Origin of the sequence: Pseudomonas izuensis, assembly GCF_009861505.1 — a bacterium.
GTDB lineage: Bacteria > Pseudomonadota > Gammaproteobacteria > Pseudomonadales > Pseudomonadaceae > Aquipseudomonas > Aquipseudomonas izuensis.
This window is the reverse complement of record NZ_WTFT01000020.1, coordinates 30141-52326: the sequence shown is the minus strand read 5'-3', so window position 1 is coordinate 52326 and position 22186 is coordinate 30141. Positions and strand designations below refer to the sequence as shown.

General features: G+C 59.5%; 21 protein-coding genes, 4 tRNA genes and 1 pseudogene. 10 read left to right on the top strand and 16 right to left on the bottom strand.

All coding sequences use genetic code 11. The annotated features are described in order from the left end of the window. Nucleotides 1-72 precede the first annotated feature (72 nt). Nucleotides 73-588 carry a DUF2062 domain-containing protein gene (locus GPL81_RS18365; protein ID WP_096512934.1) on the top strand — a complete coding sequence of 172 codons (516 nt, stop codon included), beginning with the start codon at nucleotides 73-75 and terminating at the stop codon, nucleotides 586-588. Nucleotides 589-753: 165 nt separating this feature from the next. Here GPL81_RS18365 and GPL81_RS18360 read toward each other — a convergent pair whose 3' ends face one another. The 4 genes from GPL81_RS18360 to GPL81_RS18345 all read right to left on the bottom strand — a co-directional run bounded on the left by GPL81_RS18360 (nucleotide 754) and on the right by GPL81_RS18345 (nucleotide 3922). Further along, entirely contained in the window at nucleotides 754-1533 is a 780-nt protein-coding gene (locus GPL81_RS18360) for an ABC transporter permease (RefSeq protein WP_096512935.1), read from the bottom strand. Beyond that, nucleotides 1530-2462, bottom strand: coding sequence for an ABC transporter ATP-binding protein (locus GPL81_RS18355; protein ID WP_096512936.1), 933 nt, complete (start codon nucleotides 2460-2462; stop codon nucleotides 1530-1532). Before GPL81_RS18355 ends, GPL81_RS18360 begins: the two co-directional genes overlap by 4 nt. Before the next feature lie 133 nt (nucleotides 2463-2595). Continuing rightward, nucleotides 2596-3219: a glutathione S-transferase family protein gene (locus tag GPL81_RS18350; RefSeq protein ID WP_160107855.1), complete on the bottom strand. Its 624-nt coding sequence runs from the start codon at nucleotides 3217-3219 to the stop codon at nucleotides 2596-2598. A 43-nt stretch (nucleotides 3220-3262) separates the two neighbouring features. Next, on the bottom strand, nucleotides 3263-3922 hold the full coding sequence (locus GPL81_RS18345) for a transglutaminase-like domain-containing protein (protein WP_160107854.1): 660 nt from the start codon (nucleotides 3920-3922) through the stop codon (nucleotides 3263-3265). A gap of 249 nt (nucleotides 3923-4171) precedes the next feature. Between GPL81_RS18345 and GPL81_RS18340 the strand changes: the two genes are divergently transcribed. After that, nucleotides 4172-6619, top strand: coding sequence for an acyl-CoA dehydrogenase (locus GPL81_RS18340; RefSeq protein ID WP_160107853.1), 2448 nt, complete (start codon nucleotides 4172-4174; stop codon nucleotides 6617-6619). Between the two features lie 83 nt (nucleotides 6620-6702). Then, nucleotides 6703-7110 (top strand): PA2817 family protein, encoded by a 408-nt coding sequence (locus tag GPL81_RS18335; RefSeq protein ID WP_007972361.1) that lies wholly within the window; start codon nucleotides 6703-6705, stop codon nucleotides 7108-7110. 84 nt (nucleotides 7111-7194) lie between these two features. Here GPL81_RS18335 and GPL81_RS18330 read toward each other — a convergent pair whose 3' ends face one another. Then, nucleotides 7195-8193 carry a LysR family transcriptional regulator gene (locus tag GPL81_RS18330; protein ID WP_160107852.1) on the bottom strand — a complete coding sequence of 333 codons (999 nt, stop codon included), beginning with the start codon at nucleotides 8191-8193 and terminating at the stop codon, nucleotides 7195-7197. Between the two features lie 91 nt (nucleotides 8194-8284). On the opposite strand from GPL81_RS18330, the gene GPL81_RS18325 reads away from it, so the two are divergent. From GPL81_RS18325 to GPL81_RS18315, 3 genes are all read left to right on the top strand, one after another. Then, nucleotides 8285-8911, top strand: coding sequence for an alanyl-tRNA editing protein (locus GPL81_RS18325; protein WP_160107851.1), 627 nt, complete (start codon nucleotides 8285-8287; stop codon nucleotides 8909-8911). 92 nt (nucleotides 8912-9003) lie between these two features. Next, entirely contained in the window at nucleotides 9004-9774 is a 771-nt protein-coding gene (locus tag GPL81_RS18320) for a 2OG-Fe(II) oxygenase (protein ID WP_160107850.1), read from the top strand. 1 nt (nucleotide 9775) lies between these two features. Next, nucleotides 9776-10417, top strand: coding sequence for a LysE family translocator (locus tag GPL81_RS18315; RefSeq protein WP_160107849.1), 642 nt, complete (start codon nucleotides 9776-9778; stop codon nucleotides 10415-10417). 115 nt (nucleotides 10418-10532) lie between these two features. Here GPL81_RS18315 and GPL81_RS18310 read toward each other — a convergent pair. The 4 genes from GPL81_RS18310 to GPL81_RS18295 form a co-directional block, all read right to left on the bottom strand. Beyond that, nucleotides 10533-10608, bottom strand: a tRNA-Gly gene (locus tag GPL81_RS18310). A gap of 3 nt (nucleotides 10609-10611) precedes the next feature. After that, nucleotides 10612-10687 (bottom strand) — tRNA-Glu (locus GPL81_RS18305). A gap of 104 nt (nucleotides 10688-10791) precedes the next feature. Beyond that, nucleotides 10792-10867, bottom strand: a tRNA-Gly gene (locus GPL81_RS18300). Nucleotides 10868-10869: 2 nt separating this feature from the next. Then, nucleotides 10870-10945: transfer RNA gene (locus GPL81_RS18295), tRNA-Glu, on the bottom strand. Between the two features lie 383 nt (nucleotides 10946-11328). Here GPL81_RS18295 and GPL81_RS18290 point away from each other — a divergent pair. Beyond that, nucleotides 11329-12087, top strand: coding sequence for a hypothetical protein (locus GPL81_RS18290; RefSeq protein ID WP_172901626.1), 759 nt, complete (start codon nucleotides 11329-11331; stop codon nucleotides 12085-12087). On the opposite strand, the gene GPL81_RS31730 is transcribed toward GPL81_RS18290, so the two are convergent. The 5 genes and pseudogenes from GPL81_RS31730 to GPL81_RS18275 all read right to left on the bottom strand — a co-directional run bounded on the left by GPL81_RS31730 (nucleotide 12088) and on the right by GPL81_RS18275 (nucleotide 16735). Next, nucleotides 12088-12222, bottom strand: coding sequence for a hypothetical protein (locus tag GPL81_RS31730; protein ID WP_281355064.1), 135 nt, complete (start codon nucleotides 12220-12222; stop codon nucleotides 12088-12090). 41 nt (nucleotides 12223-12263) lie between these two features. Then, complete coding sequence (locus GPL81_RS32010) at nucleotides 12264-12968, bottom strand: methyl-accepting chemotaxis protein (protein ID WP_425502588.1); 705 nt, start codon at nucleotides 12966-12968, stop codon at nucleotides 12264-12266. Nucleotides 12969-13172: 204 nt separating this feature from the next. Then, nucleotides 13173-13349 (bottom strand): annotated as a pseudogene (locus GPL81_RS32005) (HAMP domain-containing protein); the annotation flags it as partial. Between the two features lie 987 nt (nucleotides 13350-14336). Next, nucleotides 14337-15686, bottom strand: a complete 1350-nt coding sequence (locus tag GPL81_RS18280; RefSeq protein ID WP_160107847.1) for an aminotransferase-like domain-containing protein — start codon at nucleotides 15684-15686, stop codon at nucleotides 14337-14339. A 287-nt stretch (nucleotides 15687-15973) separates the two neighbouring features. Next, entirely contained in the window at nucleotides 15974-16735 is a 762-nt protein-coding gene (locus GPL81_RS18275) for an SDR family oxidoreductase (protein WP_160107846.1), read from the bottom strand. Between the two features lie 236 nt (nucleotides 16736-16971). Between GPL81_RS18275 and GPL81_RS18270 the strand changes: the two genes are divergently transcribed. Further along, nucleotides 16972-17976 carry an NADP-dependent oxidoreductase gene (locus GPL81_RS18270; protein ID WP_160107845.1) on the top strand — a complete coding sequence of 335 codons (1005 nt, stop codon included), beginning with the start codon at nucleotides 16972-16974 and terminating at the stop codon, nucleotides 17974-17976. Nucleotides 17977-18115: 139 nt separating this feature from the next. Here GPL81_RS18270 and pyrF read toward each other — a convergent pair whose 3' ends face one another. Next, nucleotides 18116-18814, bottom strand: a complete 699-nt coding sequence (pyrF, locus tag GPL81_RS18265) for an orotidine-5'-phosphate decarboxylase (protein WP_175389663.1) — start codon at nucleotides 18812-18814, stop codon at nucleotides 18116-18118. Nucleotides 18815-19110: 296 nt separating this feature from the next. Between pyrF and GPL81_RS18260 the strand changes: the two genes are divergently transcribed. Together GPL81_RS18260 and GPL81_RS18255 are read left to right on the top strand one after the other, a co-directional pair. Continuing rightward, complete coding sequence (locus GPL81_RS18260; protein WP_160107843.1) at nucleotides 19111-19869, top strand: response regulator; 759 nt, start codon at nucleotides 19111-19113, stop codon at nucleotides 19867-19869. Beyond that, the gene (locus GPL81_RS18255; protein ID WP_160107842.1) at nucleotides 19869-20918 is read left to right on the top strand and encodes a sensor histidine kinase; all 1050 of its coding nucleotides are present in this window, start codon (nucleotides 19869-19871) and stop codon (nucleotides 20916-20918) included. Before GPL81_RS18260 ends, GPL81_RS18255 begins: the two co-directional genes overlap by 1 nt. Nucleotides 20919-21045: 127 nt before the next feature. Here GPL81_RS18255 and GPL81_RS18250 read toward each other — a convergent pair whose 3' ends face one another. After that, nucleotides 21046-22167: a beta-ketoacyl-ACP synthase III gene (locus GPL81_RS18250; protein WP_096512952.1), complete on the bottom strand. Its 1122-nt coding sequence runs from the start codon at nucleotides 22165-22167 to the stop codon at nucleotides 21046-21048. Nucleotides 22168-22186: the final 19 nt, after the last annotated feature.

Sequence of the window (22186 nt, the reverse complement as noted above, 5' to 3'; positions counted from 1 at the left end):
TTGTCACAAAGTCTGAATGGGCGGTTCATAGAATCCAGACATACTTGCCGCCTGAACCGACCGAGAAGCCTTATGCCCCGGCGCTTATTCAAACGTTACATGCCAGATCCGACCAGCATCAGGGAACACAAGTCCTTACGCTTTCTCGGCACGCTGCTGCATGACCCGAACCTCTGGCACCTCAACCGCCATTCCGTCGCCCGTGCCATGGCGGTCGGTCTGTTCGCGGCGTTCCTGCCGATTCCGTTGCAGATGCTGGTTGCCGCCATCCTCGCGATCGTCGTGCGCGGCAACATGCCGATTGCCGTCAGCCTGGTCTGGCTGACCAACCCGATCACCATGCCTGCCGTGTTCTACTGCACCTACCAGACCGGCGCCTGGCTGATGGACGTTCCCGCCCGACACCTGCCCGACGAATTGACCTGGGAATGGATCAGCGGTGAGCTCTCGACTTTGTGGCAGCCGTTTTTGCTAGGGTCCGTAGTGACGGGATTGGTGCTGGGGGCGTTGGCCTATTGCCTGGTGATGATGTATTGGCGCTGGTGGGTGGCGCGGCAGTGGAAGCGGCGCAAGCAAAGCAGGATGTGAGAATGCAAAACGGCCTCCGATTGGGAGGCCGTTTTCTATGGTGAATGCACACCTGTGGGAGCAAAGCTTGCTCGCGATTGCGGTGTCTCAGGCAACATCATTGCTGACTGGTCTGCCGTCATCGCGAGCAAGCTTTGCTCCCACAGGGGAATGCAGCAATTGACGTTACGTACGCATCCCGCGCCCGCTCACCAGCAACCGCGCACAACCGAAATACAGAATCACGGTCGCCACCAGCATGAACGTAATCGCAATGCTGATGCGGATATCCGACACGCCAAGGATGCCGTAGCGGAACGCGTTGACCATGTGCAGCACCGGGTTGGCCAGGGACACGGTCTGCCAGAACGGCGGCAGCAGCGAGATCGAGTAAAACACCCCGCCCAGGTACGTCAATGGCGTCAGCACGAAGGTCGGGATGATCGAGATGTCGTCGAAATTGCGCGCAAACACCGCGTTGATGAAACCCAACAGCGAGAAGATCGTCGCCGTCAGCACCACCACCAGAATGGTCACGCCCAGGTGATGCACCTGCAAATGGGTAAAGAACAGCGACAGCAGCGTCACGATGATCCCGACCATCAGCCCGCGCAGCACGCCACCCAGGGTGTAGCCGATCAGGATGGTGTGCGGCGAGACCGGCGACACCATCAGTTCTTCGATGGAACGCTGGAACTTGCTGCCGAAGAAACTCGACACCACGTTGCCGTAGGAGTTGGTGATCACCGACATCATGATCAGCCCCGGCACGATGTACTCCATATAGGTGAAACCACCCATATCACCGATCTGCCGACCGATCAGGTTACCGAAGATCACGAAATACAGGACCATGGTGATGGCCGGCGGCAGCAGTGTCTGCGGCCAGATCCGGGTAAAGCGCCGGACCTCTCGGTAAACGATGGTGTTGAGGGCTACAAGGTTGGGTTGCAGCTCGGAACTCATACCGCCACCTTCGACAGATTTTTCTCCACCAGGGACACGAACAACTCCTCAAGGCGATTGGTTTTGTTACGCAGGCTCAGCACTTCGATGTTCTGCTGGGCAAGCTGGGTGAACAGCGCGGTGATGCCCATGCTTTTGTCGACCTGCACTTCCAGGGTGTGACCATCGAGCAACCGTGATGGGTAGCCGATCAGTTGGGGTGGCGCACTCGGGCTGCTCTTCAAGTCCAGCAGGAAGGTCTCGACATGCAATTGGCTCAGGAGCTGCTTCATGCTGGTGTTTTCGACGATGGTGCCGTGGTCGATAATGCCGATGTTGCGGCACAACTGCTCAGCCTCCTCCAGATAATGGGTGGTGAGGATGATGGTGATGCCCTTCTTGTTCAGCTCGGTGAGGAAGGTCCACATCGAGCGACGCAGTTCGATGTCCACCCCGGCAGTCGGTTCGTCGAGGATCAACAGGCGCGGTTCGTGAACCAGCGCACGGGCGATCATCAACCGGCGCTTCATGCCGCCGGACAGCGAGCGCGACGGCACATCGCGCTTGTCCCACAAGCCGAGCTGGGTCAGATACTGCTCGGCGCGTTCCTTGGCGACTTTCGCGGGAATGCCGTAGTAACCGGCCTGGGTCACGACGATGTCGAAGGTCTTTTCGAACTGGTTGAAGTTGAATTCCTGGGGCACCACGCCGATGGAACGCTTGAGCGCCGCCGGGTTCTTGTCCAGGTCGTGACCGAAGATATTCACCGTGCCGCTGGTCTTGTTCACCAGGGTCGAGAGGATGCCGATGGTCGTGGATTTGCCGGCGCCGTTCGGGCCGAGCAAGGCGAAAAAGTCACCTTCGGCGACGTCCAGATCGATACCACTCAAGGCCTGGAAACCGTTGCCGTAGGTTTTGGTTAGCTGCCGGATGGACAGAGCGGAACTCATATCGGATTTACGCACCAAGAAGGAAAGAAAGGGATAAGTAACGGTGGGCGGCAATCAACGCAACCGCAACGCATTAGCACAATGGTGCTTGTCGCCGCCACACAAGTACAGTCAAGTGTGTCGATAGTGAGTATTAAGTCAACGCGGTCATGACCGCTTTGCGATAGGCCGGACGCTGTTTCAACCTTGCGTACCAGGCCTCCAGATGCGGCTGCGGTGCACGCTCGATCGGCATCTCGAACCAGGCATAAATAAAACTGCCCAGGGGAATGTCACCCATGCCGATCTGCTCACCGGACAGGTAGGGCTTGGCGGCCAGCGCCTGATCGGCCATTGCCAGCAGTGTGTCGCATTCCTTGATCGCCGCCTTGATGGCGGGCCAGTCCTGCTGATCTGCGGGGGTACGCAAGACGCCCCAGAACACGGTGCGGAAGGGACCGGCAAAACTGGAGGTGGCCCAGTCCATCCACTTGTCGGCAGTGGCCCGCGTCTGCAAATCCGCCGGGTACCACGGGGTATCCGCTGCATGCCTGGCCAACAGGTAACGAACGATGGCATTGGATTCCCACAACACGAAACCGTCGTCTTCGATCACCGGAACGCGGCCATTGGGGTTCATGGCGCGGTACTCGGGCGTATCGACGACACCAAAAGCGCCGCCCGCATCGATGGCTTCATAGGCCAGGCCAAGTTCTTCGGCGGCCCACAATGGTTTTCTGACATTCGACGAATTTTTCCGACCCCAGATCTTCAGCATGACCGCCTCTCGATTGATGAATTCGCAGGCAGCATACGCCGGATCAGGCGCGACTCAAATCGCTCTGCATGTCCCCCAGCAGTGGTTGCGTTTGCTCGCCGAACAGATGCGGATAGCACTTGCGCAGATGCTCGAAGAAGAACGCTTCCGGCACGTCGGTGAACTGGCCGTGGTCGATCAGGTACTCCATCAGCTTCTCGCCGTCGCGATTGAAGGGGTGGAAGACACTGTCGTTTATTCCGTCGAACTCCAGCGGTGCCACATTGAATAAATCGCATAACCCTTGATTGAACGCCGGCGTGGCCTTGACCCAGCGCCCGTTCAAATACAGCTCGGTATAACCGTGCATGGCGAACACGTCGCTCTTGAGCAACTCGAGCAGGCGCGGTGTCGATAAATGATTGCGCACATCCGCCAGACCAATACGCGCGGGAATCCCGCAATGCCGCGCTGCGCCTGCCAACAGCGTGGCCTTGGGCACGCAATAACTCTCCCCGGTCGCCAGCGCGTAACTGCCGCGCAGGGTCTGTGGATCGAGGCTGAAGGTGTACGGGTTGTAGCGCACCGCCTCGCGCACTGCGTAATAGAGATGGATCGCCTGCTCAATCGGGTCGCGACGGGCACCACGGTGTTTTTCGGCGAACTCCACCACCGAGGGATGGTCACTATCGATGAAACGGCCGGGGCTCAGGTACTCGTGCATGTGGGCAATCTCCTGGGGAAGCCCCGAGTCTAGCGAGAGGTTCAGCACAGAGATAACGACGTTTCGGCCAAATATGGACGCTTTGTCGCCCGTTCTGTGGACGATTTTTCACGGTTTGTCGCTCATCCGGGCCTACAAAATCATCCATGGTTTCCCACGTTTTCAATCGCCTCGCCCCGACCACCCTGTTTCACGGATGCCGTCTAAGCTCTGTGGGTTGGTTCGCCCTGGTTTCACGGAGGATTAAATATGCTGCTGTTGTGGATACTGGTTCTGGTTGTCGGGATAGCTTATTTAGCCCACCGTCGTGTCGCGCCGCTGCCTGCCTTGGGCATCGTGGCTGTCTACTTGCTGGCAATGGGCGCATTCAGTCGCGCACCGGGCTGGCTGCTGCTGATTTTCTGGGTGCTGATCGCCGCCGTGGCCGCACCGCTGTTATTGCCTGATCTGCGCCGCAAATTCTTCAGCGCGCCGATGTTCAACTGGTTCCAGAAAACCCTGCCGCCCATGTCGCAAACCGAACGCGACGCCATTGAAGCCGGCACCGTGTGGTGGGATGGAGAACTGTTCAGCGGGCGTCCGGACTGGAACAAGCTGCTGTCCTACCCGAAGGCGCAATTGAGCGAAGAAGAACAAGCGTTCATTGACGGCCCGACCGAAGCACTCTGCGCCATGGTCAGCGACTGGCAACTCGGTCAAACCATGGACCTGCCGGCCGAGGCCTGGACCTACATCAAGGACAATGGCTTCTTCGCCCTGATCATTCCCAAGGAGTTTGGCGGCAAGGGTTTCTCGGCCTATGCCCACTCGCAAGTGGCGATGAAACTGGCGAGCCACAGTGGTGATCTCGCCTCCACCGTGATGGTCCCCAACTCCCTCGGTCCGGCCGAACTGCTGCTCCACTACGGCACCGACGAACAGCGCAATCATTACCTGCCACGCCTGGCGCGCGGCGACGACATTCCGTGTTTTGCCCTGACCGGGCCACTGGCCGGTTCCGACGCTGGCGGCATGCCCGACACCGGGGTGATCTGCAAGGGTGAATGGGAAGGCCAGGAAACCCTGGGCCTGCGCCTGAACTGGGAAAAGCGCTACATCACCCTTGGCCCGGTGGCCACCCTGCTCGGCCTGGCGTTCAAGGCCTACGACCCCGATCATCTGTTGGGTGAGAAAGAAGACCTGGGCATCAGCCTGGCACTGGTTCCAACCGACACTGCCGGTGTGGAAATCGGTCGTCGGCACTTGCCTCTGGGTGCTGCCTTCATGAATGGCCCGAACTCCGGCAAGGACGTGTTCGTACCGCTGGAGTTCCTGATCGGCGGCCAGGAAATGCTCGGCAAGGGCTGGATGATGCTGATGAATTGCCTTTCGGTGGGGCGCTCGATCTCCCTGCCGGCGGTGGGCACCGGCATGGCCAAATTCACCAGCCTGGTGACGGGGCAGTACGCGCAGATTCGCGAGCAGTTCAATGTGCCGATTGCGGCGTTCGAAGGCATTCAGGAAGCCATGGCCCGCATCGGCGGCAACGCCTGGATGATGGACGCCGCGCGCATGCTGACCGCCAATGCGGTGGACCTGGGTGAGAAACCGTCGGTACTGTCGGCGATTCTCAAGTACCAACTCACCGAACGCGGTCGCGAGTGCATCAGCCATGCGATGGATGTGCATGGTGGCAAGGCGATCATCATGGGGCCGAAAAACTATCTCGGACGCATGTGGCAAGGCGCGCCCATCTGCATCACCGTAGAAGGCGCGAACATTCTCTCGCGTAATCTGATGATCTTCGGCCAAGGTGCCATTCGTTGCCATCCCTTCGTGCTCAAGGAAATGGCGCTGGCCACCCGAGAGGACAAGGATCAGGCACTGACCGAGTTCGACGACCTGCTGCTCAAGCACATCGGTTTTGCCGTGGGCAACGCCGCCAGCACGCTGGTGCTCAACCTCGGTGTCGGTCATCTGGAACACGTGCCGGGTGACAAGCTCAGCCAGGGTTACTTCCGCGCCCTCAACCGCCAGGCTGCCGCCTTCGCACTGCTGGCCGATCTCAGCATGATGTTGCTGGGTGGTGAACTGAAACGTCGCGAACGTCTCTCGGCGCGGCTCGGCGATGTATTGAGCAATCTGTACCTGGCCAGCGCCGCGCTCAAACGCTACAACGACCTCGATGCGCCGGAGCACATGCAGCCGCTGTTTTGCTGGGCCATGGAGGAAAGTCTCGGCCAGGCCGAACGGGCCATGGATGAACTGCTGAACAATTTCCCGAACAAAGTGCTGGCGTGCCTGTTGCGGGTAATCGTGTTCCCGTTCGGTCGCCGCCACAAAGGGCCGTCGGACAAACTCGGTGCCGCGGTCGCAGGGGTGATCGGTCGCGCCAAGGGTGATCCGACCCTCGAAGAAGTGCTTTGGGGTTGCTACCGCCCGCAATCGAACGAAGATCCGGTCGGCGCCCTGCAACACGCCTGCAATCTGTTGAACGCTGCACAACCCTTGCAAAAGAAACTGCACGTGGCGCTCAAGAGCGGTCAGGTCAAACCGGTCGCCGGCGAGCATGTCATCGATGCCGCCCTGGAAGCCGGGGTGCTGCAACCGGTGGAAGCACACACCCTGCGTGAGGCCGAAGCAGCGCGGCGCAAGGTGATCGATGTCGATGATTTCGATAAAGAGGAAATAGCGCTGACCGAGGAGAAGGTCCGCTGATCCAGCCAAACTTGTGTGGCATGTAAAAAAGGGCGCAGGAGCTTTATACTCCCGCGCCCGTTTTGCTCTTGAGGACTTATCTCGTGTCCAACATCGTTGCCGATCATCTCGTTTTGCTCGACCACCTGCGCAGCATCCTGGTCGCCGTGGGTGAGGCCGAGCAGGTTCCCGACGAAAGCCATGCCTTGTTCCTGGAGCGTTTTGACGAACTGCTTGCCCTGCTGCCGGTCGACCCGATCGAAAGCCAATACCTGGGCCAGGACATCCTGTGCCAGGTGATCACCCGCTACCCGCAAATCGCCCACCTGGTCCCGCGCGACCTGCTGTGGTACTTCGCCGGCGACTGCCTGCACTACATGCCCGATGATGAAATCGACCTGTACCAGGCACTGGAAGAACGTCGCTTCGAAGCCGAACAGAACGACGAACCGTTTGACTGGAATCAGGAAAAACAGCTGCTGGCTTTGTCGAATCAGGACAGCAAGCACTGATCCACGGTCAGAAACACAAAAGGCCCGCCTGGTGAACATGCGGGCCTTTTTTGTGGGTTGCCGACTTGCCCGCGAAGAGGCCGGTCAAAACAACCCATCACTTTCAGGCAATTCATACTCCGAAACCGCAATATTCGAAGGGCTCGACTTGCCTGGCCGCCCCAACGTTGGTTCCTTCTCCAGACACTCCACCAGGTAATCGATCAACACCCGTAACTTGGGTGGCAGGTATCGGGTTGGCGAATGCAGCAACCAGGCACCCCCGTGGTAGGACGCCAGAAAGGTCCAGTCCGGCAGCACTTGCACCATCAATCCCTTCTCCAGGGCACGCCGCGCCGTGAAATACGGCAGGCTGCCAATGCCGATGTGCTGCAATACGGCACCGAAACGCACGCCCGTATGATTGGCGGCATATCGCCCACGTACACCAACAGTCACTGATTTGTTGCCCTTCTTGAACTTCCAGCGCGCATCGCTCGGCGTTTCACCCAGGTAGATGCAACTGTGGTTGAGCAAGTCATGGGGATGAGTCGGCGTTCCGTGCTCAGCCAGATACTGTGGTGTCGCGCAAAGCAAATGGTCGATAGTCAGCAATTGCCGTCCCACCAGCCCCGCTGGCGGGCGATCGGTGATACGAATCGCCAGGTCGACGTGATCGTCGATCAGATCCACCTGACGATCCTCGAGCAACATCTCCACATCCACTTTGGGGTAACGGCGCAGAAACTCCGGCATATGCGGGTGAATCACGATTCGGCCAACCGCTTTCGGGACGCTGATACGCACCACGCCCTCGGGTTCCTCGGTGAACTGACCACTGATTTCCATCACCGACCGGGCTGCGCTGACCATGTCCTGACAACGCTTGAACACTTCCTCGCCACCATCGCTCAGGCGCAGTTTGCGTGTGGTTCGTTGCAGCAGACGTATCGCCAGCGCCTTCTCCAGCCGAGAAATGCTGCGACTGACCGCCGAAGGCGAAGAGCCCAGTTGACGGGCCGCTTCGGAAAAACTGCCGGTCTCGACGACTTTGACGAAAATCGCCATTTCACCCAGCAGCGGTAGCGGAAGATTTATGCTCACAACGCAACAGTCCTTTGATGTTTGACCGGATTATCACGCACTAGCACGCTCCATATAATAAAAATTAGAAACATTTATGTGAGCCTGCAATATGACGCTGCGCCTCTTTTTCCACAGCGATGACCTCAAGGCCAATGTGGAAATCCTCGAATGCACGCCCCACGAGCACGAATTCGCCGTGGTGTTGCGTGCAACGCTTTTTCACCCCCAGGGTGGCGGGCAACCCTGTGACACCGGCTGGATCGGCGAAAGCCGGGTACTGCGTGTGGTGCAGGACCCGGACCGGATCGTCCACTTCGTCGACCGCCCGGTAGAACCCGGCATGACGCAGATTCGCGTCGACGAAGAACGGCGCCGGTTCAATACGCGCATGCATTCCGCCGGTCACCTGATCGGTCACTTTGTCCAGGCCATGGGCTGGATGCCGATCAAGGCACAGCATTGGCCGGGCGAAGCAAGAGTGCAGTTCAAACCAGCGGACTGCGCACAGGAAGTTGATGTGCAAACGCTGCAGCACGGCCTCGCACAGTGGATCGCCCATGACCTGCCGCGCCTGACCTCGTCGCGCGAAGGTGCCCGGGAAATCGGTTTCGGTGAGCTGCCCGCCTACGGTTGCGGCGGCACCCATGTACGTAGCCTGAAGGATTTGGGCGCGGTCACGATCGAATCCCTTTCGCACAAGAAAGGGACGCTGTCCGTCCACTACCGCGTGGACTGAGCTTTCCGGCGATGCCGCTGCCGGCATCGCCCGATACAGCAGGAGCCCGCATTCGCAGGCTGCGTTAACGCTTCTCTGGATGGACCCAAGACATGATGCTCGACGCCGAATGTCTCGATGAGACGTGCATAAAAAAGCTGGTCAACGAAGAAATTCTCGCCGTCCGCATCAAGGGCTGGCTGGCCCCGCCGCTGGCGATCGAGATCGGCGACAAGATCCTCGCGCCGGGTTTTGAAGGCTATATCAACGCGCCGAGCATCGGTCGCATCGGCATGGCGTTTTATGAAGCGGAAAACCAGCCACTGCTGATCGAGGATTACTTCGAACGCGCTAGCCGCAACATCGCGGAGCTGCGTAACCGCTGTGCGCCTTACTCATCCCCGGTCGATACCTTGCGCTGCATGCTCGATGAGTCCTGGCCAGCGGGTGCGCATCTGGAAAACCTCTATGGCCGCAAGATGTATGTCGGACTGTCCCGGGTGGTGAAACCCGGCGTGTGTTTTCTCGCCCATCACGACATTTTCGCCAAGGACGCCCCGGACAGCTTTCAAGCCAGGAGCCTGGAAGCGCAAATTGCCTGCAACGTCTACCTGAACATGCCCACCGAAGGCGGTGTTCTGCAGATGTGGGACCACGACATATCCCCGGAACAATTCGACGAAATGCGCGGCGACAGTTACGGCATCGATCCGGCCCTGCTGGGTGCTCCGACCCTGGAGATTCGCCCCGAACCGGGCGATTTCATCATGTTCAATTCGCGCCGTATGCACTCGGTGACGCCGGGTGTGGCCGATCCACGCTTGAGCCTTTCATTCTTTGTCGGCTATCGCGGCAACGCGTCACCCCTTACTTTCTGGAGTTGAAATGCAGTTTTCGAATTACCTGGGCGAGTTTCTGGCGCTGGCGACGATCCATTTCCTGGCCGTCGTCGCCCCCGGTCCGGATTTCGCCGTAACCATCCGCCAGAGTGTGCGTTTTGGCCGCTGGGTGGGTATCTGCACGGCGCTGGGCATTGGTGCCGGCATTTCCGTGCATGTGCTGTACACACTGCTTGGCGTCGGGGCGTTGATGCACGCAACGCCCTGGTTACTGACCGTGGCCAAGGTTATCGGTGGTGCCTATATTCTGTACCTGGGCATCAGCCTGTTGCGCAGCAAGCCCAAATCCGTGCTTGAAGGCGAAAAAGATGCGGATGAGCCGGTCATTGAACAAACACTACTAAAGGCATTCAGTACGGGTTTTCTGACCAACGCCACCAATCCCAAGGCCACCCTGTTTTTCCTGGCGATTTTCACCACCCTCATCAGCACCACTACACCGCTGGAAATTCAGGCGCTGTACGGTATCTGGATGTGCTTTGTGAACGCATCGTGGTTTGTGATCGTTGCCCTGTTCTTTTCAAGCAGCAAGGTGAGGTTGCTGTTCCTGCGCATGGGGCACTGGTTCGAACGCACCATGGGCGTGATTCTTATCCTGTTTGCAGGGCGGTTGATCCTGTCGATGTAACATCGCCGGAAATGCAAAGAGCCCGCTCAGTCTGACTGGCGGGCTCTTTTTGTGCTGGATACAAATCACGCGCAAACAAAAACGCCGCTCGATTGAGCGGCGTTTTCGTTAAATATGGAGCGGGAAACGAGACTCGAACTCGCGACCCCGACCTTGGCAAGGTCGTGCTCTACCAACTGAGCTATTCCCGCAAATGGCGTCCCCTAGGGGACTCGAACCCCTGTTACCGCCGTGAAAGGGCGGTGTCCTAGGCCACTAGACGAAGGGGACACGCTACCCGGAACACATGGTGTGTGTTTCGGTGTCCAGAACCGTATCCGAAGACTTGGTTCTGGTTTCACTCAGCCCTGCCCGAAAGCAACGCTGTTTAAAATTGGAGCGGGAAACGAGACTCGAACTCGCGACCCCGACCTTGGCAAGGTCGTGCTCTACCAACTGAGCTATTCCCGCATTGGCGTCCCCTAGGGGACTCGAACCCCTGTTACCGCCGTGAAAGGGCGGTGTCCTAGGCCACTAGACGAAGGGGACACACTACAACATTCACTCCCTGCTTCGTTTCGCTGTGTGCTTTACGCTGCAAGTGGCGCGCATTCTATGGATGGATTGAGAGGTCGTCAACCCCCTGTATTAAATTTTTTTAAATCAATGACTTGGCCCTGCTTTTCGGCGCCAATCCGGATTTTCCGCTGCCCGGTGTTTGGCGCCTATATTCTGACACCCGCCAAGACGCTATAGTCCATGATGAGTGATGGCAATCTGCTCCGTGAGTGCCAGCATTTATAAAGCAGGGCTGCAGCCGATACAGGTTAAGCCTTGTCGAACCAACTCGTCGAGCGGCCCTAGGCGCTTAAATGCCAAGCCACTACACTCGCACGCGAACCCTATAAGAGGTCTTACCGGTGACACCACTCATGATCACCCTGCTCGTTGTAGCCGGGATCGCATTATTGATCGCCATTGGCTACATCAACCATGTGGTGGAAAACAATAAGCTGGAAAGGGCCCGTACCAAGGTTGAACTCAACGACCGCCTGCGTCGTTGCGGCGAGATCACCGAAACCTTCCCCGGTCAGTTGATGACACCGGCACTCAAGCTGCTGCTCACCCGCCTGGAATTGAATGTCTGCCAGCGCCTGCTGAATCTGGAAAAGACCAGCTCCAACCTCAAGGCGCGGATTACCGAGCTTGAGGCTCTGGTAGCCCAAGGCGAATCGATCCCGGTCAACAACCCGCCGGCACCGATCCAGACAGAGGCCAAGGCCAAGGACGTGCGCTTCCTGCTTGAAGCCCTGCATGGCCAGATCACCCGCGCGGCACAGGACGGCTTCCTGCCGCCCAATGAAGCCAAGCGCTGGATCCGCGAGGTCCGCCATATTCTGGTGCTGTTGCACATCGAATTCTTCAACAACCTTGGCCAGCATTCCCTGCAACAGAACCAGCCGGGCCAGGCGCGCCTGGCGTTCGAACGTGGTGTGCAATACCTGCGCAAGCAGCAGGAGCCACAAATCTATGCCGAACAACTGGAATACCTGGAAAAACTCCTGGCCCGTGCGAACGCACAAGTCATGGATCGCATCGCCCCGGTAGAAGGGGAAGTGAACCAATTGACGGAGGGCCTCAAAGACGTCGAGGCCGATGCGGACTGGAAGAAGAAAGTGATCTACGACTGATCATCGAACAAATGCAAAAAAGCCACCGAGACCGGTGGCTTTTTTTTTGCCCTGTGTAGGAGCGAGCTTGCTCGCGATGGACGTCAGAGCGCCGCCGCGTTCATCCTGGCTGACCTCGTCATCGTTCACGTCCATCGCGAGCAGGCTCGCTCCTACAGGGTCCGGCGGTGCAGCGATTAAAGCCTGAAATGCCCCACCATCCCCTTCAACTCAACCCCCAACTGCGCCAACTCGATACTCGACGCCGCATTCCCCTGCATCGCCAGCGAAGATTGATCCGCGCTGGCACGAATACTCGTGACACTGCGGTTGATTTCCTCGGCTACCGAACTCTGCTCCTCGGCAGCGGCGGCGATCTGCTGGTTCATCTGCTGAATCAACGACACCGCCGCCGCAATACTGCCCAGCGCACTTTCGGTTTGAAGCGCATCACTGACCGCCAGTTTCACCAGGTCGCCACTGCTCTGAATCTGCTGCACCGACGTCTGCGCCGCCGAGCGCAAGGCGCTGACCAATCGCTCGATTTCCTCGGTCGATTGCTGGGTCCGTTTGGCCAGTGCGCGCACTTCATCGGCGACCACCGCAAACCCCCTGCCCTGCTCGCCGGCCCGTGCGGCCTCGATGGCCGCATTGAGTGCCAGCAGGTTGGTTTGTTCGGCCACGCTTTTGATAACGCTGAGCACGGTACCGATGTTCTGGATTTCCGCGCTCAGGCTCTCGATGCTCGAACTGGCCGAGGTCGCCGAATTCGCCAGTTGTTCGATCCGAGCCATGCTCTGACGCACCACGACCTGACCGCTTTCGACCTTGCCGTCCGCCGTTTGCGCCGCCACGGCGGCTTCTTCCGCGTTACGCGCCACGTCGTGCACGGTGGCGGTCATCTGGTTCATTGCGGTCGCGACCTGTTCGGTTTCTTCCTTCTGGCTGCTGACTTCAAGATTGGTCTGCTCAGTCACCGCCGACAGCGATTGCGCTGAAGTGGCCAATTGTTCGATACCCGCCTGCAAACCGCTGACGATGTGGCTCAGCCCCGCCCCCATCTGTTGCATCGCCTGCATCAACTGGCCGATTTCGTCCCGACGGGTCACTTCGATCGTTCCACTCAAATCCCCTGAAGCAATCTGCTGTGCCACACGAATCACACTGCGCAGCGGCCCAACGATCAACCGGGTAATCACCCAAGCCGCAATCAAGCCGACCAGCAACGCCAGCGCGGAAGAGCCGATGATCAGCAGCGAGTTCTTTTTCAGCTCAGTCTGCATCGAATGGTCTTCGGCGACATAGGCTTGATCGACCCGCTCCACCACCTGGGCCGCGCGTTGATGCAGTTGCTGATAGACGGTCTTTTCCTGCTCCAGCAGGCCGGTGTACTCGGCGAGTTTGTCGCTGAAACTGGCGATATGGCCGATCACTTCATTGAGTACGGTCTGGTACCCCTCATCCTTGACCGTGGTTTTCAGTTGTTCGGCCTGGGTCAACGCCTGGCTGGCTTGCTCGATCTTGCCTTGCCCCGCGCTGTCATCACCCTTGCGGCTTTGGTCCAGGCGCACGCGCGCTTCGTTCATGGCTTGCAGCATCAACCGGGACACCTGACTGACCTGACTGGCCTGTTCGATGAATTGCGCACCGTCCTTGCCCTCTGAACTTTTCAGGGTGTAGGTACCGTCATCGGCCAGCCCGGCCTGCAGCACGTCGAGGTTATTGGCCACGCTGGAGACCGACCAACTGGCCATTTCCAGCGCCAGGTCCTTGGCCTGACTGAGCGAGACAAACTCGTCGAACGCCTTGCGGTAGGCGCCCAGGGACTGCTCGACATCATTCATCACCGGCACGTTCGCAGTAGATTCAGTCTTGAGCTGGTTGGCCAGGGCGATCAAGCCATCAACGCCTTCGTGCAGGGCGTCAGCGGTTTTCGGATTGCCGTGCAAGGCATATTCCTGCTCCAGCAGGCGTACCTTCAGCAAACCGCTGTTGAGCGACGACATCTGCTTGAGCCCGTCGAAACGCTGACTGATGGTTTGCAGGGACCAGACGCCGATGGCCGCCACCAGGGCGGTCAACAACAGCACCAGCACAAACCCGATACCCAGTTTTTTTGCCATACCGAGGTTGGCAAAACGTCCTTGCACGGCCGAAATCATTGCACTTAGTCCCCTGCCATAGTCTGTAGACGGAGATTCGCAACGGGCCTGTGGCAACACAAGTCTCTGGCGTCGGAATAATGGCAAAAAGCTACGCCTGCGTCGTTTTCAGAACGCTTGAGGTCGATCCGGAGCGGTGGCCTGAAAAAATGCCCGGGTTCGCGGATCACCAGCACAGGCCACATTGATGCGCTGCCAGTCAGTGGCCGCGCCGGTGGGGCTAAAGGCCGTCGTCGATGACAGCAAGACGCCGAAGCGTCGGGCCTGCACCCGTACTTGAGCGTCGTCCTGCATCCGCGACCGCGCCCAGATGAACAGGCCTCCTACAGGCTTGCCAAACACCTCCCACCCGGCGTCTTCGAGCAGCTGCAATACCACCTGGCGTTCACTGTTCAAGCGCTGCCGCTGACGCTGCACCAATTGGCGATAGGCGCCGTTAGCCAACAGGCAGGCCACCACCGACTCGCAAAATCGCGAGGCGCCCATGCTGCTGATCATCTTGACTTCAGCCAATCGCACAATCATCTGGACACTGGCGACTACAAAACCGACCCGCAAGGAACTGCTGAGGGTTTTTGAATAGCTGCCTACATAGATCACTCCGTCATCCAGTGCGGCAAGGCGCTTGCCGGGGCCGCTGTGCAGGTCCGCATAAACATCGTCTTCGATCACCTGCACACCCCGTTCTTTCGCCATTTGCAGTACCCGCTGCGCCACCTCGGGCGTCAGGCTGCAGCCGGTCGGATTGTGATGGAAGCTGTTGATGAACAATCCGCGAGGATGGTGCTTGAGCATCAGCGCTTCCAACGCGGCCAGGTCCGGCCCGCATGGAGTTCGTGGAACCTCAAGCATGCTGATACCGTGCAGGTTGAGCAGATCGAACAACGCTGGGTAGCCGGGGCATTCCACCACCACGCAGTCTCCCGGTTTGAACAGCGTCCGCACGATCAGGTCCAGCCCCTGACTGGCCCCCGCCGTCGTCAGGATTCGACTGTCCTCGACGTTGATTTTCCGCTGTTTCAGCCACTTCAGTATCTGTTGACGCAAAGCGGGCAGGCCCAACGGCGAACTGTAGTTGAACAAACTGGCCATGTCAGTGCGACTGACCTCTCGGATTGCGTACGCCAGATCGTCCGTCTCGCGCCAGCTTTCGGGCAAGCCGCCCTCGCCCAATGCCAAATGGCACAAGGAAGTGTGCGTTTGCCGCGCCGAGCTCGAAACTGGAGAAGCCACGACGTAACCGGCGGCATGACGCGACTCCAGCACCCCTTTTACGACCAATCGCTCACAGGCTTCGACGACACAAGATTGACTGAGCAAATTGATGTGCGCAATTTTCCGCACGGAAAGCAAACGCGTGCCGGGGGCTACGTCATTGCAACGGATCCAGCAGGTTAACGCGTCAACGATTTGCTGCACGACTGGCACCAAGGCCCGTCGATCGATTCTCAATTCCATGAGCGAGCAACTCCTGTTGGTTTGCGCAAACCAGTAAATCACAGGAGTGTTGGCCGGGATGTGCGACAACGCCGTCAGGATCACCTGTTTCAATCATTTGAAACACACTGCATGACGCCTTCACGGAACCATGGAAAAGGCCCTATTCCAGGCAATGAAAAACCTGTGGGAGCGAGCCAGCTCGCGAAAGCGGTGTATCAGACAACATTGATGTTGCCCGACACTCCCTCTTCGCGAGCAGGCTCGCTCCCACAGGTTCGATTTTTACTGCGTATCAGCGCGTGGCTTCAGAACGCTGTAACTCCACCATCCACGGCCAACGAGTGCCCGGTGGTAAACGCTGCGCCATCGCTGCACAGGTACAGCACCGCGCTGGCGATTTCCTCGACCTTGCCGATACGGCCCACTGGGTGCATGGCATTGGCGAACTCGCCTTTCTTCGGGTCGGCTTCATAGGCGCGACGGAACATGTCGGTGTCGATCACCGCCGGGCATACCGCGTTGACCCGGATCTTTTTCTTGGCGTATTCAATGGCCGCCGATTTGGTCAGGCCGATCACCGCGTGTTTGGACGCGGCGTAGATGCTCATTTTCGGCGCGGCACCGAGACCGGCCACCGAAGCGGTGTTGACGATGGCGCCGCCCCCCTGGGCCAGCAGCAGCGGCAATTGGTACTTCATGCATAACCAGACGCCTTTGACGTTGACCCCCATGATCGCATCGAACTCGTCGACGGTGCCTTCGGCCAGCTTGCCCTTTTCAATCTCGATGCCGGCATTGTTGAAGGCATAGTCCAGACGGCCGTAAGTACTGACCACCTCCTCCATCAGATTTTTCACGTCGCTTTCCACGGTGACGTTGCAGCGCACGAAGGTCGCTTCGCCGCCCGCCGTCCGAATCAGCGCCACCGTCCCCTCGCCGCCTGCCGTATCCATGTCGGCCACCACCACCTTCAAGCCCTCGGCGGCGAACGCCTGGGCAGTTGCGCGACCAATACCGTTGGCGGCGCCCGTCACTACGGCGACCTGGCCGGAAAACGTCATGCTCATTGTTGTGTCCTCGAAGAGATGTTTGCGGGAGATCGGATTTTTTCAGTCTAGCCACGGCGAGCCCTGTCGCGGCAGCACTATCAAAAGGCCGGTTGAACCCCCATGAGTTGCAGTGATGGGACTGCCGTACCAACTATCACTGCACTGGATCAACCTGCATTCGCCGCATCAGCCCAACTTGCGGCATCGCCCGTGAAGGGCTATCAACAAGGCTTCATTCATCTTGAGTGCCTGTCATGACTTCCCAGAGCAACCGCCAGTTCCTGCTTGCCAAACGTCCCGTGGGCGCGGCTACCCGCGAGACTTTCACCTATCAGGAAGTACCGGTCGGCGAGCCGGCCGCGGGTCAGATCCTGGTCAAAAACGAATACCTCTCGCTGGACCCGGCCATGCGCGGCTGGATGAATGAAGGCAAGTCCTACATCCCGCCGGTGGGTCTGGGTGAAGTGATGCGCGCCCTGGGTGTCGGCAAGGTCGTAGCCTCGAACAACCCTGGGTTCGCGGTCGGGGACTACGTCAACGGGGCGCTGGGGGTGCAGGATTACTTCCTGGGTGAGCCACGAGGCTTCTACAAGGTCGATCCGAAACTGGCACCGCTGCCGCGTTACTTATCCGCGCTGGGCATGACCGGCATGACGGCTTACTTCGCCCTGCTCGATGTCGGTGCACCCAAGGCTGGCGAGACCGTGGTGCTGTCGGGCGCAGCCGGTGCGGTGGGCAGCATTGCCGGGCAGATTGCCAAGATCAAGGGCTGCCGCGTAGTCGGCATCGCTGGCGGCGCGGACAAGTGCCAATTCCTGATCGATGAATTGGGATTCGACGGCGCCATCGACTACAAGAACGAAGATGTGATCGCCGGTCTCAAGCGCGAATGCCCTAAAGGCGTCGATGTGTACTTCGATAACGTCGGCGGCGACATTCTCGACGCGGTGCTGAGCCGCCTGAACATGAAAGCGCGGGTGGTGATCTGTGGCGCCATCAGTCAGTACAACAACAAGGAAGCGGTCAAGGGTCCGGCCAACTATCTGGCGCTACTGGTCAACCGCGCGCGAATGGAAGGCTTTGTGGTGATGGACTACGCCGCGCAGTTTGCCGCCGCCGGGCAGGAAATGGCCGGCTGGATGGCCCAGGGTCAGCTCAAGAGCAAGGAAGACATCGTGGAAGGGCTGGAGACGTTCCCGGAGACGCTGATGAAGTTGTTCAGCGGGGAGAATTTCGGCAAGTTGGTGCTGAAGGTCTAACCCAATAACCAAAATCACCACCAAACAACTGTGGGAGCGAGCCTGCTCGCGAAAGCGGTGTATCAGTCAACATTGATGTCGGCTGACACTCCCTCTTCGCGAGCAGGCTCGCTCCCACAATGGGTTGTTCAGCGTTGGATCAGGCGAGTTCGGCCACCACGTCGGCCAACGCCTTTGCCGGATCCGCCGCCTGGCTGATCGGACGGCCGATCACCAGGTAGTCGGAACCGGCTTCCAGCGCCTGACGCGGGGTCAGAATACGGCGCTGGTCATCCTGGGCGCTGCCCGCCGGGCGAATACCCGGGGTCACCAGTTGCAGCGACGGGTGCGCCGATTTCAGGGCCTGGGCTTCCAGGGCCGAGCACACCAGGCCGTCCATCCCGGCTTTTTCCGCCAGAGCGGCCAGGCGCAGCACCTGTTCCTGCGGCTCGATATCCAGGCCGATACCCGCCAGATCCTCGCGCTCCATGCTGGTCAGCACGGTTACGCCGATCAGGAGGGGCTGCGGACCACTGCGTTTGTCCAGCACTTCACGGCACGCTGCCATCATGCGCAGGCCACCGGAGCAGTGCACGTTGACCATCCATACGCCCATTTCCGCTGCGGCCTTGACGGCCATGGCGGTGGTGTTGGGGATGTCGTGGAACTTGAGGTCCAGGAACACTTCGAAGCCCTTGTCACGCAAAGTGCCAACGATTTCCGATGCACAGCTGGTGAACAGTTCCTTACCGACTTTGACCCGGCACAGCTTCGGGTCCAACTGATCAGCCAGCTTCAGTGCGGCGTCACGGGTGGGGAAATCCAGGGCGACGATGATAGGAGTCTGGCAGGCGGACATGAGTGGGCTCTCAGGCAAGTCGAAATCGGCGCGCATTGTAGCGGAACCAGCGCCGCTGCGGGACCCGATGATCGGTAAATCGTCGAGATCGCTCAGGCAAGACTAGCCTTTGCGGCCATTGTGTCGAACTCGGTACATAGCTGACATGCCCACAACACCCTCGCCCGCTACCCTCGTCAGCCGCAATAAGCCCTTACAACAGCACTTCCCGCCCCCGGGCCGGACGCCTATGCTGGAAACACTCCCTCGCGGCCTATCTTTGTGGTTGGCAGCCAACCTGGCAGATGAACGCACGCATGCACAACACCCACGCACCTGTGAACGACGAGCAAAAAACGCCTGGCGACGACAAACGCTGGAGCATTCGCGCCCTGATCGTCGACGATGACGTCCCGATCCGCGAACTGATGATCGACTACCTGGCCCGGTTCAATATCCACGCCAGCGGCGTCACCGATGGCGCGGCTATGCGCCTGGCCATGCAGGCGGAGCATTTCGACGTAGTGGTGCTGGACCTGATGCTGCCCGGCGAAGACGGCCTGTCGTTGTGCCGCTGGCTGCGCGCCGAGTCGGACATCCCGATTCTGATGCTCACGGCCCGCTGCGAACCCACCGACCGGATCATCGGCCTGGAGCTGGGCGCCGACGATTACATGGCCAAGCCGTTCGAACCCCGGGAGCTGGTGGCGCGCATCCAGACCATCCTGCGCCGGGTACGCGATGATCGCACCGAACAACGGGCGAACATCCGTTTCGACAACTGGCGGCTCAACAGCGTGCTGCGCCAGTTGATTGCCGCCGATGGCCTCGTGGTGCCGCTGTCCAACGCCGAGTTCCGCCTGCTCTGGGTGTTCATCGAACGTCCGCGCCGGGTGCTGAGCCGCGAACAATTGCTGGACGCCGCCCGCGGCCGCTCGATCGAAGCCTTTGATCGCAGCATTGACCTGCTGGTGTCGCGCCTGCGGCAGAAACTCGGTGATGACCCGAAGGCACCGCAGCTGATCAAAACCGTGCGCGGCGAAGGTTACCTGTTCGACGCCCGGGACATCGGCTGATGCGCGGGCGCTTCGATACGCTGTTCGGCCGCCTGTTTGGCGTGCTGTTGCTGGCGATCATCCTCGCGCATTTGCTGGCCTTTGCCTGGTTTCACCATTACGGCCCACCGCCACCTCCGCCGCCCCCCGCGTTCTCCGAAGGCTTTGACGGCCAACTCCCGCCACCGGCCCCGCGTTTCGCCAATCGGCCACCCCGGCCGTGGTTCGGCGGGCCGTTGGTACCGCTGACGTTTCAATTGATCTCGCTGATCATCGCCGCCTGGTATGGCGCCAAATTACTGAGCCGGCCGATTCAGCGGCTGAGCGACGCGGCCGAACGCCTGAGTGAAAACCTCGACAGCCCGCCACTGGAGGAGTCCGGCCCACGGGAAGCGCGGCAAGCGGCGCATACCTTCAACAAAATGCAGCGACGCATCATCGAGCAAGTGAAACAACGTTCACGGATGCTCGGCGCGGTGTCCCACGACCTGCGCACGCCGCTGTCGCGGCTCAAGCTGCGGCTGGAGCAGATCGACGATGACAGGTTGCAGGGCCAGATGCGCCAGGACCTGGACGACATGATCAGCATGCTCGATGCCACCCTCACTTACCTGCACGAACAGCGCACCAGTGAGGCGCCGCAGTGGATGGATGTGCAGGCGTTGGTGGAGTCCCTGAGCGAAAACGCCCAGGACCAGGGCGCCGATGCTCAGGCCAGCGGCCACTGCGCGCCGCTGCAAGTTCAGCCGATGGCATTGCGCTCCTGCGTCAACAACCTGCTGGACAACGCCTTGCGTTATGCCGGCCAGGCGTTGATCTCCCTGGAAGATCATCGCGAACATCTGCTGATTCGGGTCATTGACCACGGACCGGGAATCGCCGCGGAGCAACGCGAAGCGGTGTTCGAACCGTTCTTTCGCCTGGAAGGTTCGCGCAATCGCAATTCCGGTGGCGTCGGCCTGGGCATGACCATCGCCCGCGAAGCGGCGGAACGGCTGGGTGGGCAGTTGAGCCTGGAAGAAACCCCGGGCGGTGGGCTTACAGCGGTCATTCGCCTGCCGCGTACCTGAACATCACCCCCCCTGTAGGAGCAAAGCTTGCTCGCGATTACGTCGGCACATTCAATAGAGATGTCGACTGAATGTCCGCCATCGCGAGCAAGCTTTGCTCCCACAGGGTTCCGGGTGAGCTGAAGACTCAGCGCTTGCGCAGAATCACGCTGCCAATCGAGTAACCGGCGCCAAACGAGCTGAGCACCGCCAGCGAACCGGCCGGCAGGTCGTCCTGATTCTTGTGAAACGCAATCACGGAACCGGCGGAACTGGTGTTGGCGTAGGTGTCGAGAATCACCGGAGCTTCCTGCTCTGTGGCATCGCGGCCCAGCAGTTTCTTGACGATCAGGTGGTTCATGCTGAGGTTGGCCTGGTGCAGCCAGAAGCGCTTCACATCGCTGATGTTGAGCTGGTTCTCTTCCAGATGCGCACCGATCAGCTCGGCAACCATCGGGCAGACTTCCTTGAACACCTTGCGACCTTCCTGGACAAACAGTTTGTCCCTGGCACCAACGCCCTCTTCCGCTGCGCGGTTGAGGAAGCCAAAGTTGTTGCGGATGTTGTTGGAGAACTTGGTCAGCAACTTGGTGCTGACAATGTCGAACTGATACTTGGACGTGGCCTGGTCGGCGCGCTCGATGATCACTGCAGTGGCCGCGTCACCGAAGATGAAGTGGCTGTCGCGGTCGCGGAAATTCAGGTGGCCAGTGCAGACTTCCGGGTTGACCATCAGGATCGCACGGGCCTGGCCCAGCTGGACGCTGTTGGCGGCGGTCTGGATACCGAAGGTGGCCGAAGAACACGCCACGTTCATGTCGAAACCGAAACCCTGGATGCCCAGCGCTTCCTGAACTTCAATAGCAATCGCCGGGTAGGCACGTTGCAGGTTGGAGCAGGCGACGATCACGCCGTCGATATCCGCCGCAGTCTTGCCCGCGCGTTGCAAGGCTTGTTCGGCAGCGCCGATGGCCATTTGGCAAAGCACCGACCATTCGTCGTTGGAACGCTCCGGCAAGCGTGGCGCCATGCGTTGCGGGTCAAGGATGCCGTCTTTGTCCATGACATAGCGGCTCTTGATACCGGAGGCTTTTTCGATGAACGCCGCACTGGATTCGGTCAACGCTTCGATTTCACCGCGAGCAATGGCATCGGCGTTGTCGGCGTTGAATTGCGCCACATACGTATTGAAAGACTGCACCAGCTCTTCGTTGGAGATGCTGTTGGCCGGAGTGTAAAGGCCGGTGCCGCTGATGACGACGTTATGCATGGTCGTGTCTCTAATCTGT

What these genes read in the sequence shown, in the direction of transcription:
- GPL81_RS18360 (WP_096512935.1), bottom strand. Translation starts at nt 1,533, where the DNA reads ATGAGTTCCGAGCTGCAACCCAACCTTGTAGCCCTCAACACCATCGTT.
- GPL81_RS18255 (WP_160107842.1), top strand. Translation starts at nt 19,869, where the DNA reads ATGCGCGGGCGCTTCGATACGCTGTTCGGCCGCCTGTTTGGCGTGCTG.
- GPL81_RS18280 (WP_160107847.1), bottom strand. Translation starts at nt 15,686, where the DNA reads ATGGAATTGAGAATCGATCGACGGGCCTTGGTGCCAGTCGTGCAGCAA.
- GPL81_RS18250 (WP_096512952.1), bottom strand. Translation starts at nt 22,167, where the DNA reads ATGCATAACGTCGTCATCAGCGGCACCGGCCTTTACACTCCGGCCAAC.
- GPL81_RS18320 (WP_160107850.1), top strand. Translation starts at nt 9,004, where the DNA reads ATGATGCTCGACGCCGAATGTCTCGATGAGACGTGCATAAAAAAGCTG.
- GPL81_RS18365 (WP_096512934.1), top strand. Translation starts at nt 73, where the DNA reads ATGCCCCGGCGCTTATTCAAACGTTACATGCCAGATCCGACCAGCATC.
- GPL81_RS31730 (WP_281355064.1), bottom strand. Translation starts at nt 12,222, where the DNA reads ATGGACGTGAACGATGACGAGGTCAGCCAGGATGAACGCGGCGGCGCT.
- GPL81_RS18290 (WP_172901626.1), top strand. Translation starts at nt 11,329, where the DNA reads ATGATCACCCTGCTCGTTGTAGCCGGGATCGCATTATTGATCGCCATT.
- GPL81_RS18325 (WP_160107851.1), top strand. Translation starts at nt 8,285, where the DNA reads ATGACGCTGCGCCTCTTTTTCCACAGCGATGACCTCAAGGCCAATGTG.
- GPL81_RS18340 (WP_160107853.1), top strand. Translation starts at nt 4,172, where the DNA reads ATGCTGCTGTTGTGGATACTGGTTCTGGTTGTCGGGATAGCTTATTTA.
- GPL81_RS18315 (WP_160107849.1), top strand. Translation starts at nt 9,776, where the DNA reads ATGCAGTTTTCGAATTACCTGGGCGAGTTTCTGGCGCTGGCGACGATC.
- GPL81_RS18260 (WP_160107843.1), top strand. Translation starts at nt 19,111, where the DNA reads ATGCACAACACCCACGCACCTGTGAACGACGAGCAAAAAACGCCTGGC.
- GPL81_RS18350 (WP_160107855.1), bottom strand. Translation starts at nt 3,219, where the DNA reads ATGCTGAAGATCTGGGGTCGGAAAAATTCGTCGAATGTCAGAAAACCA.
- GPL81_RS18355 (WP_096512936.1), bottom strand. Translation starts at nt 2,462, where the DNA reads ATGAGTTCCGCTCTGTCCATCCGGCAGCTAACCAAAACCTACGGCAAC.
- GPL81_RS32010 (WP_425502588.1), bottom strand. Translation starts at nt 12,968, where the DNA reads ATGACCGCCACCGTGCACGACGTGGCGCGTAACGCGGAAGAAGCCGCC.
- pyrF (WP_175389663.1), bottom strand. Translation starts at nt 18,814, where the DNA reads ATGTCCGCCTGCCAGACTCCTATCATCGTCGCCCTGGATTTCCCCACC.
- GPL81_RS18275 (WP_160107846.1), bottom strand. Translation starts at nt 16,735, where the DNA reads ATGAGCATGACGTTTTCCGGCCAGGTCGCCGTAGTGACGGGCGCCGCC.
- GPL81_RS18270 (WP_160107845.1), top strand. Translation starts at nt 16,972, where the DNA reads ATGACTTCCCAGAGCAACCGCCAGTTCCTGCTTGCCAAACGTCCCGTG.
- GPL81_RS18345 (WP_160107854.1), bottom strand. Translation starts at nt 3,922, where the DNA reads ATGCACGAGTACCTGAGCCCCGGCCGTTTCATCGATAGTGACCATCCC.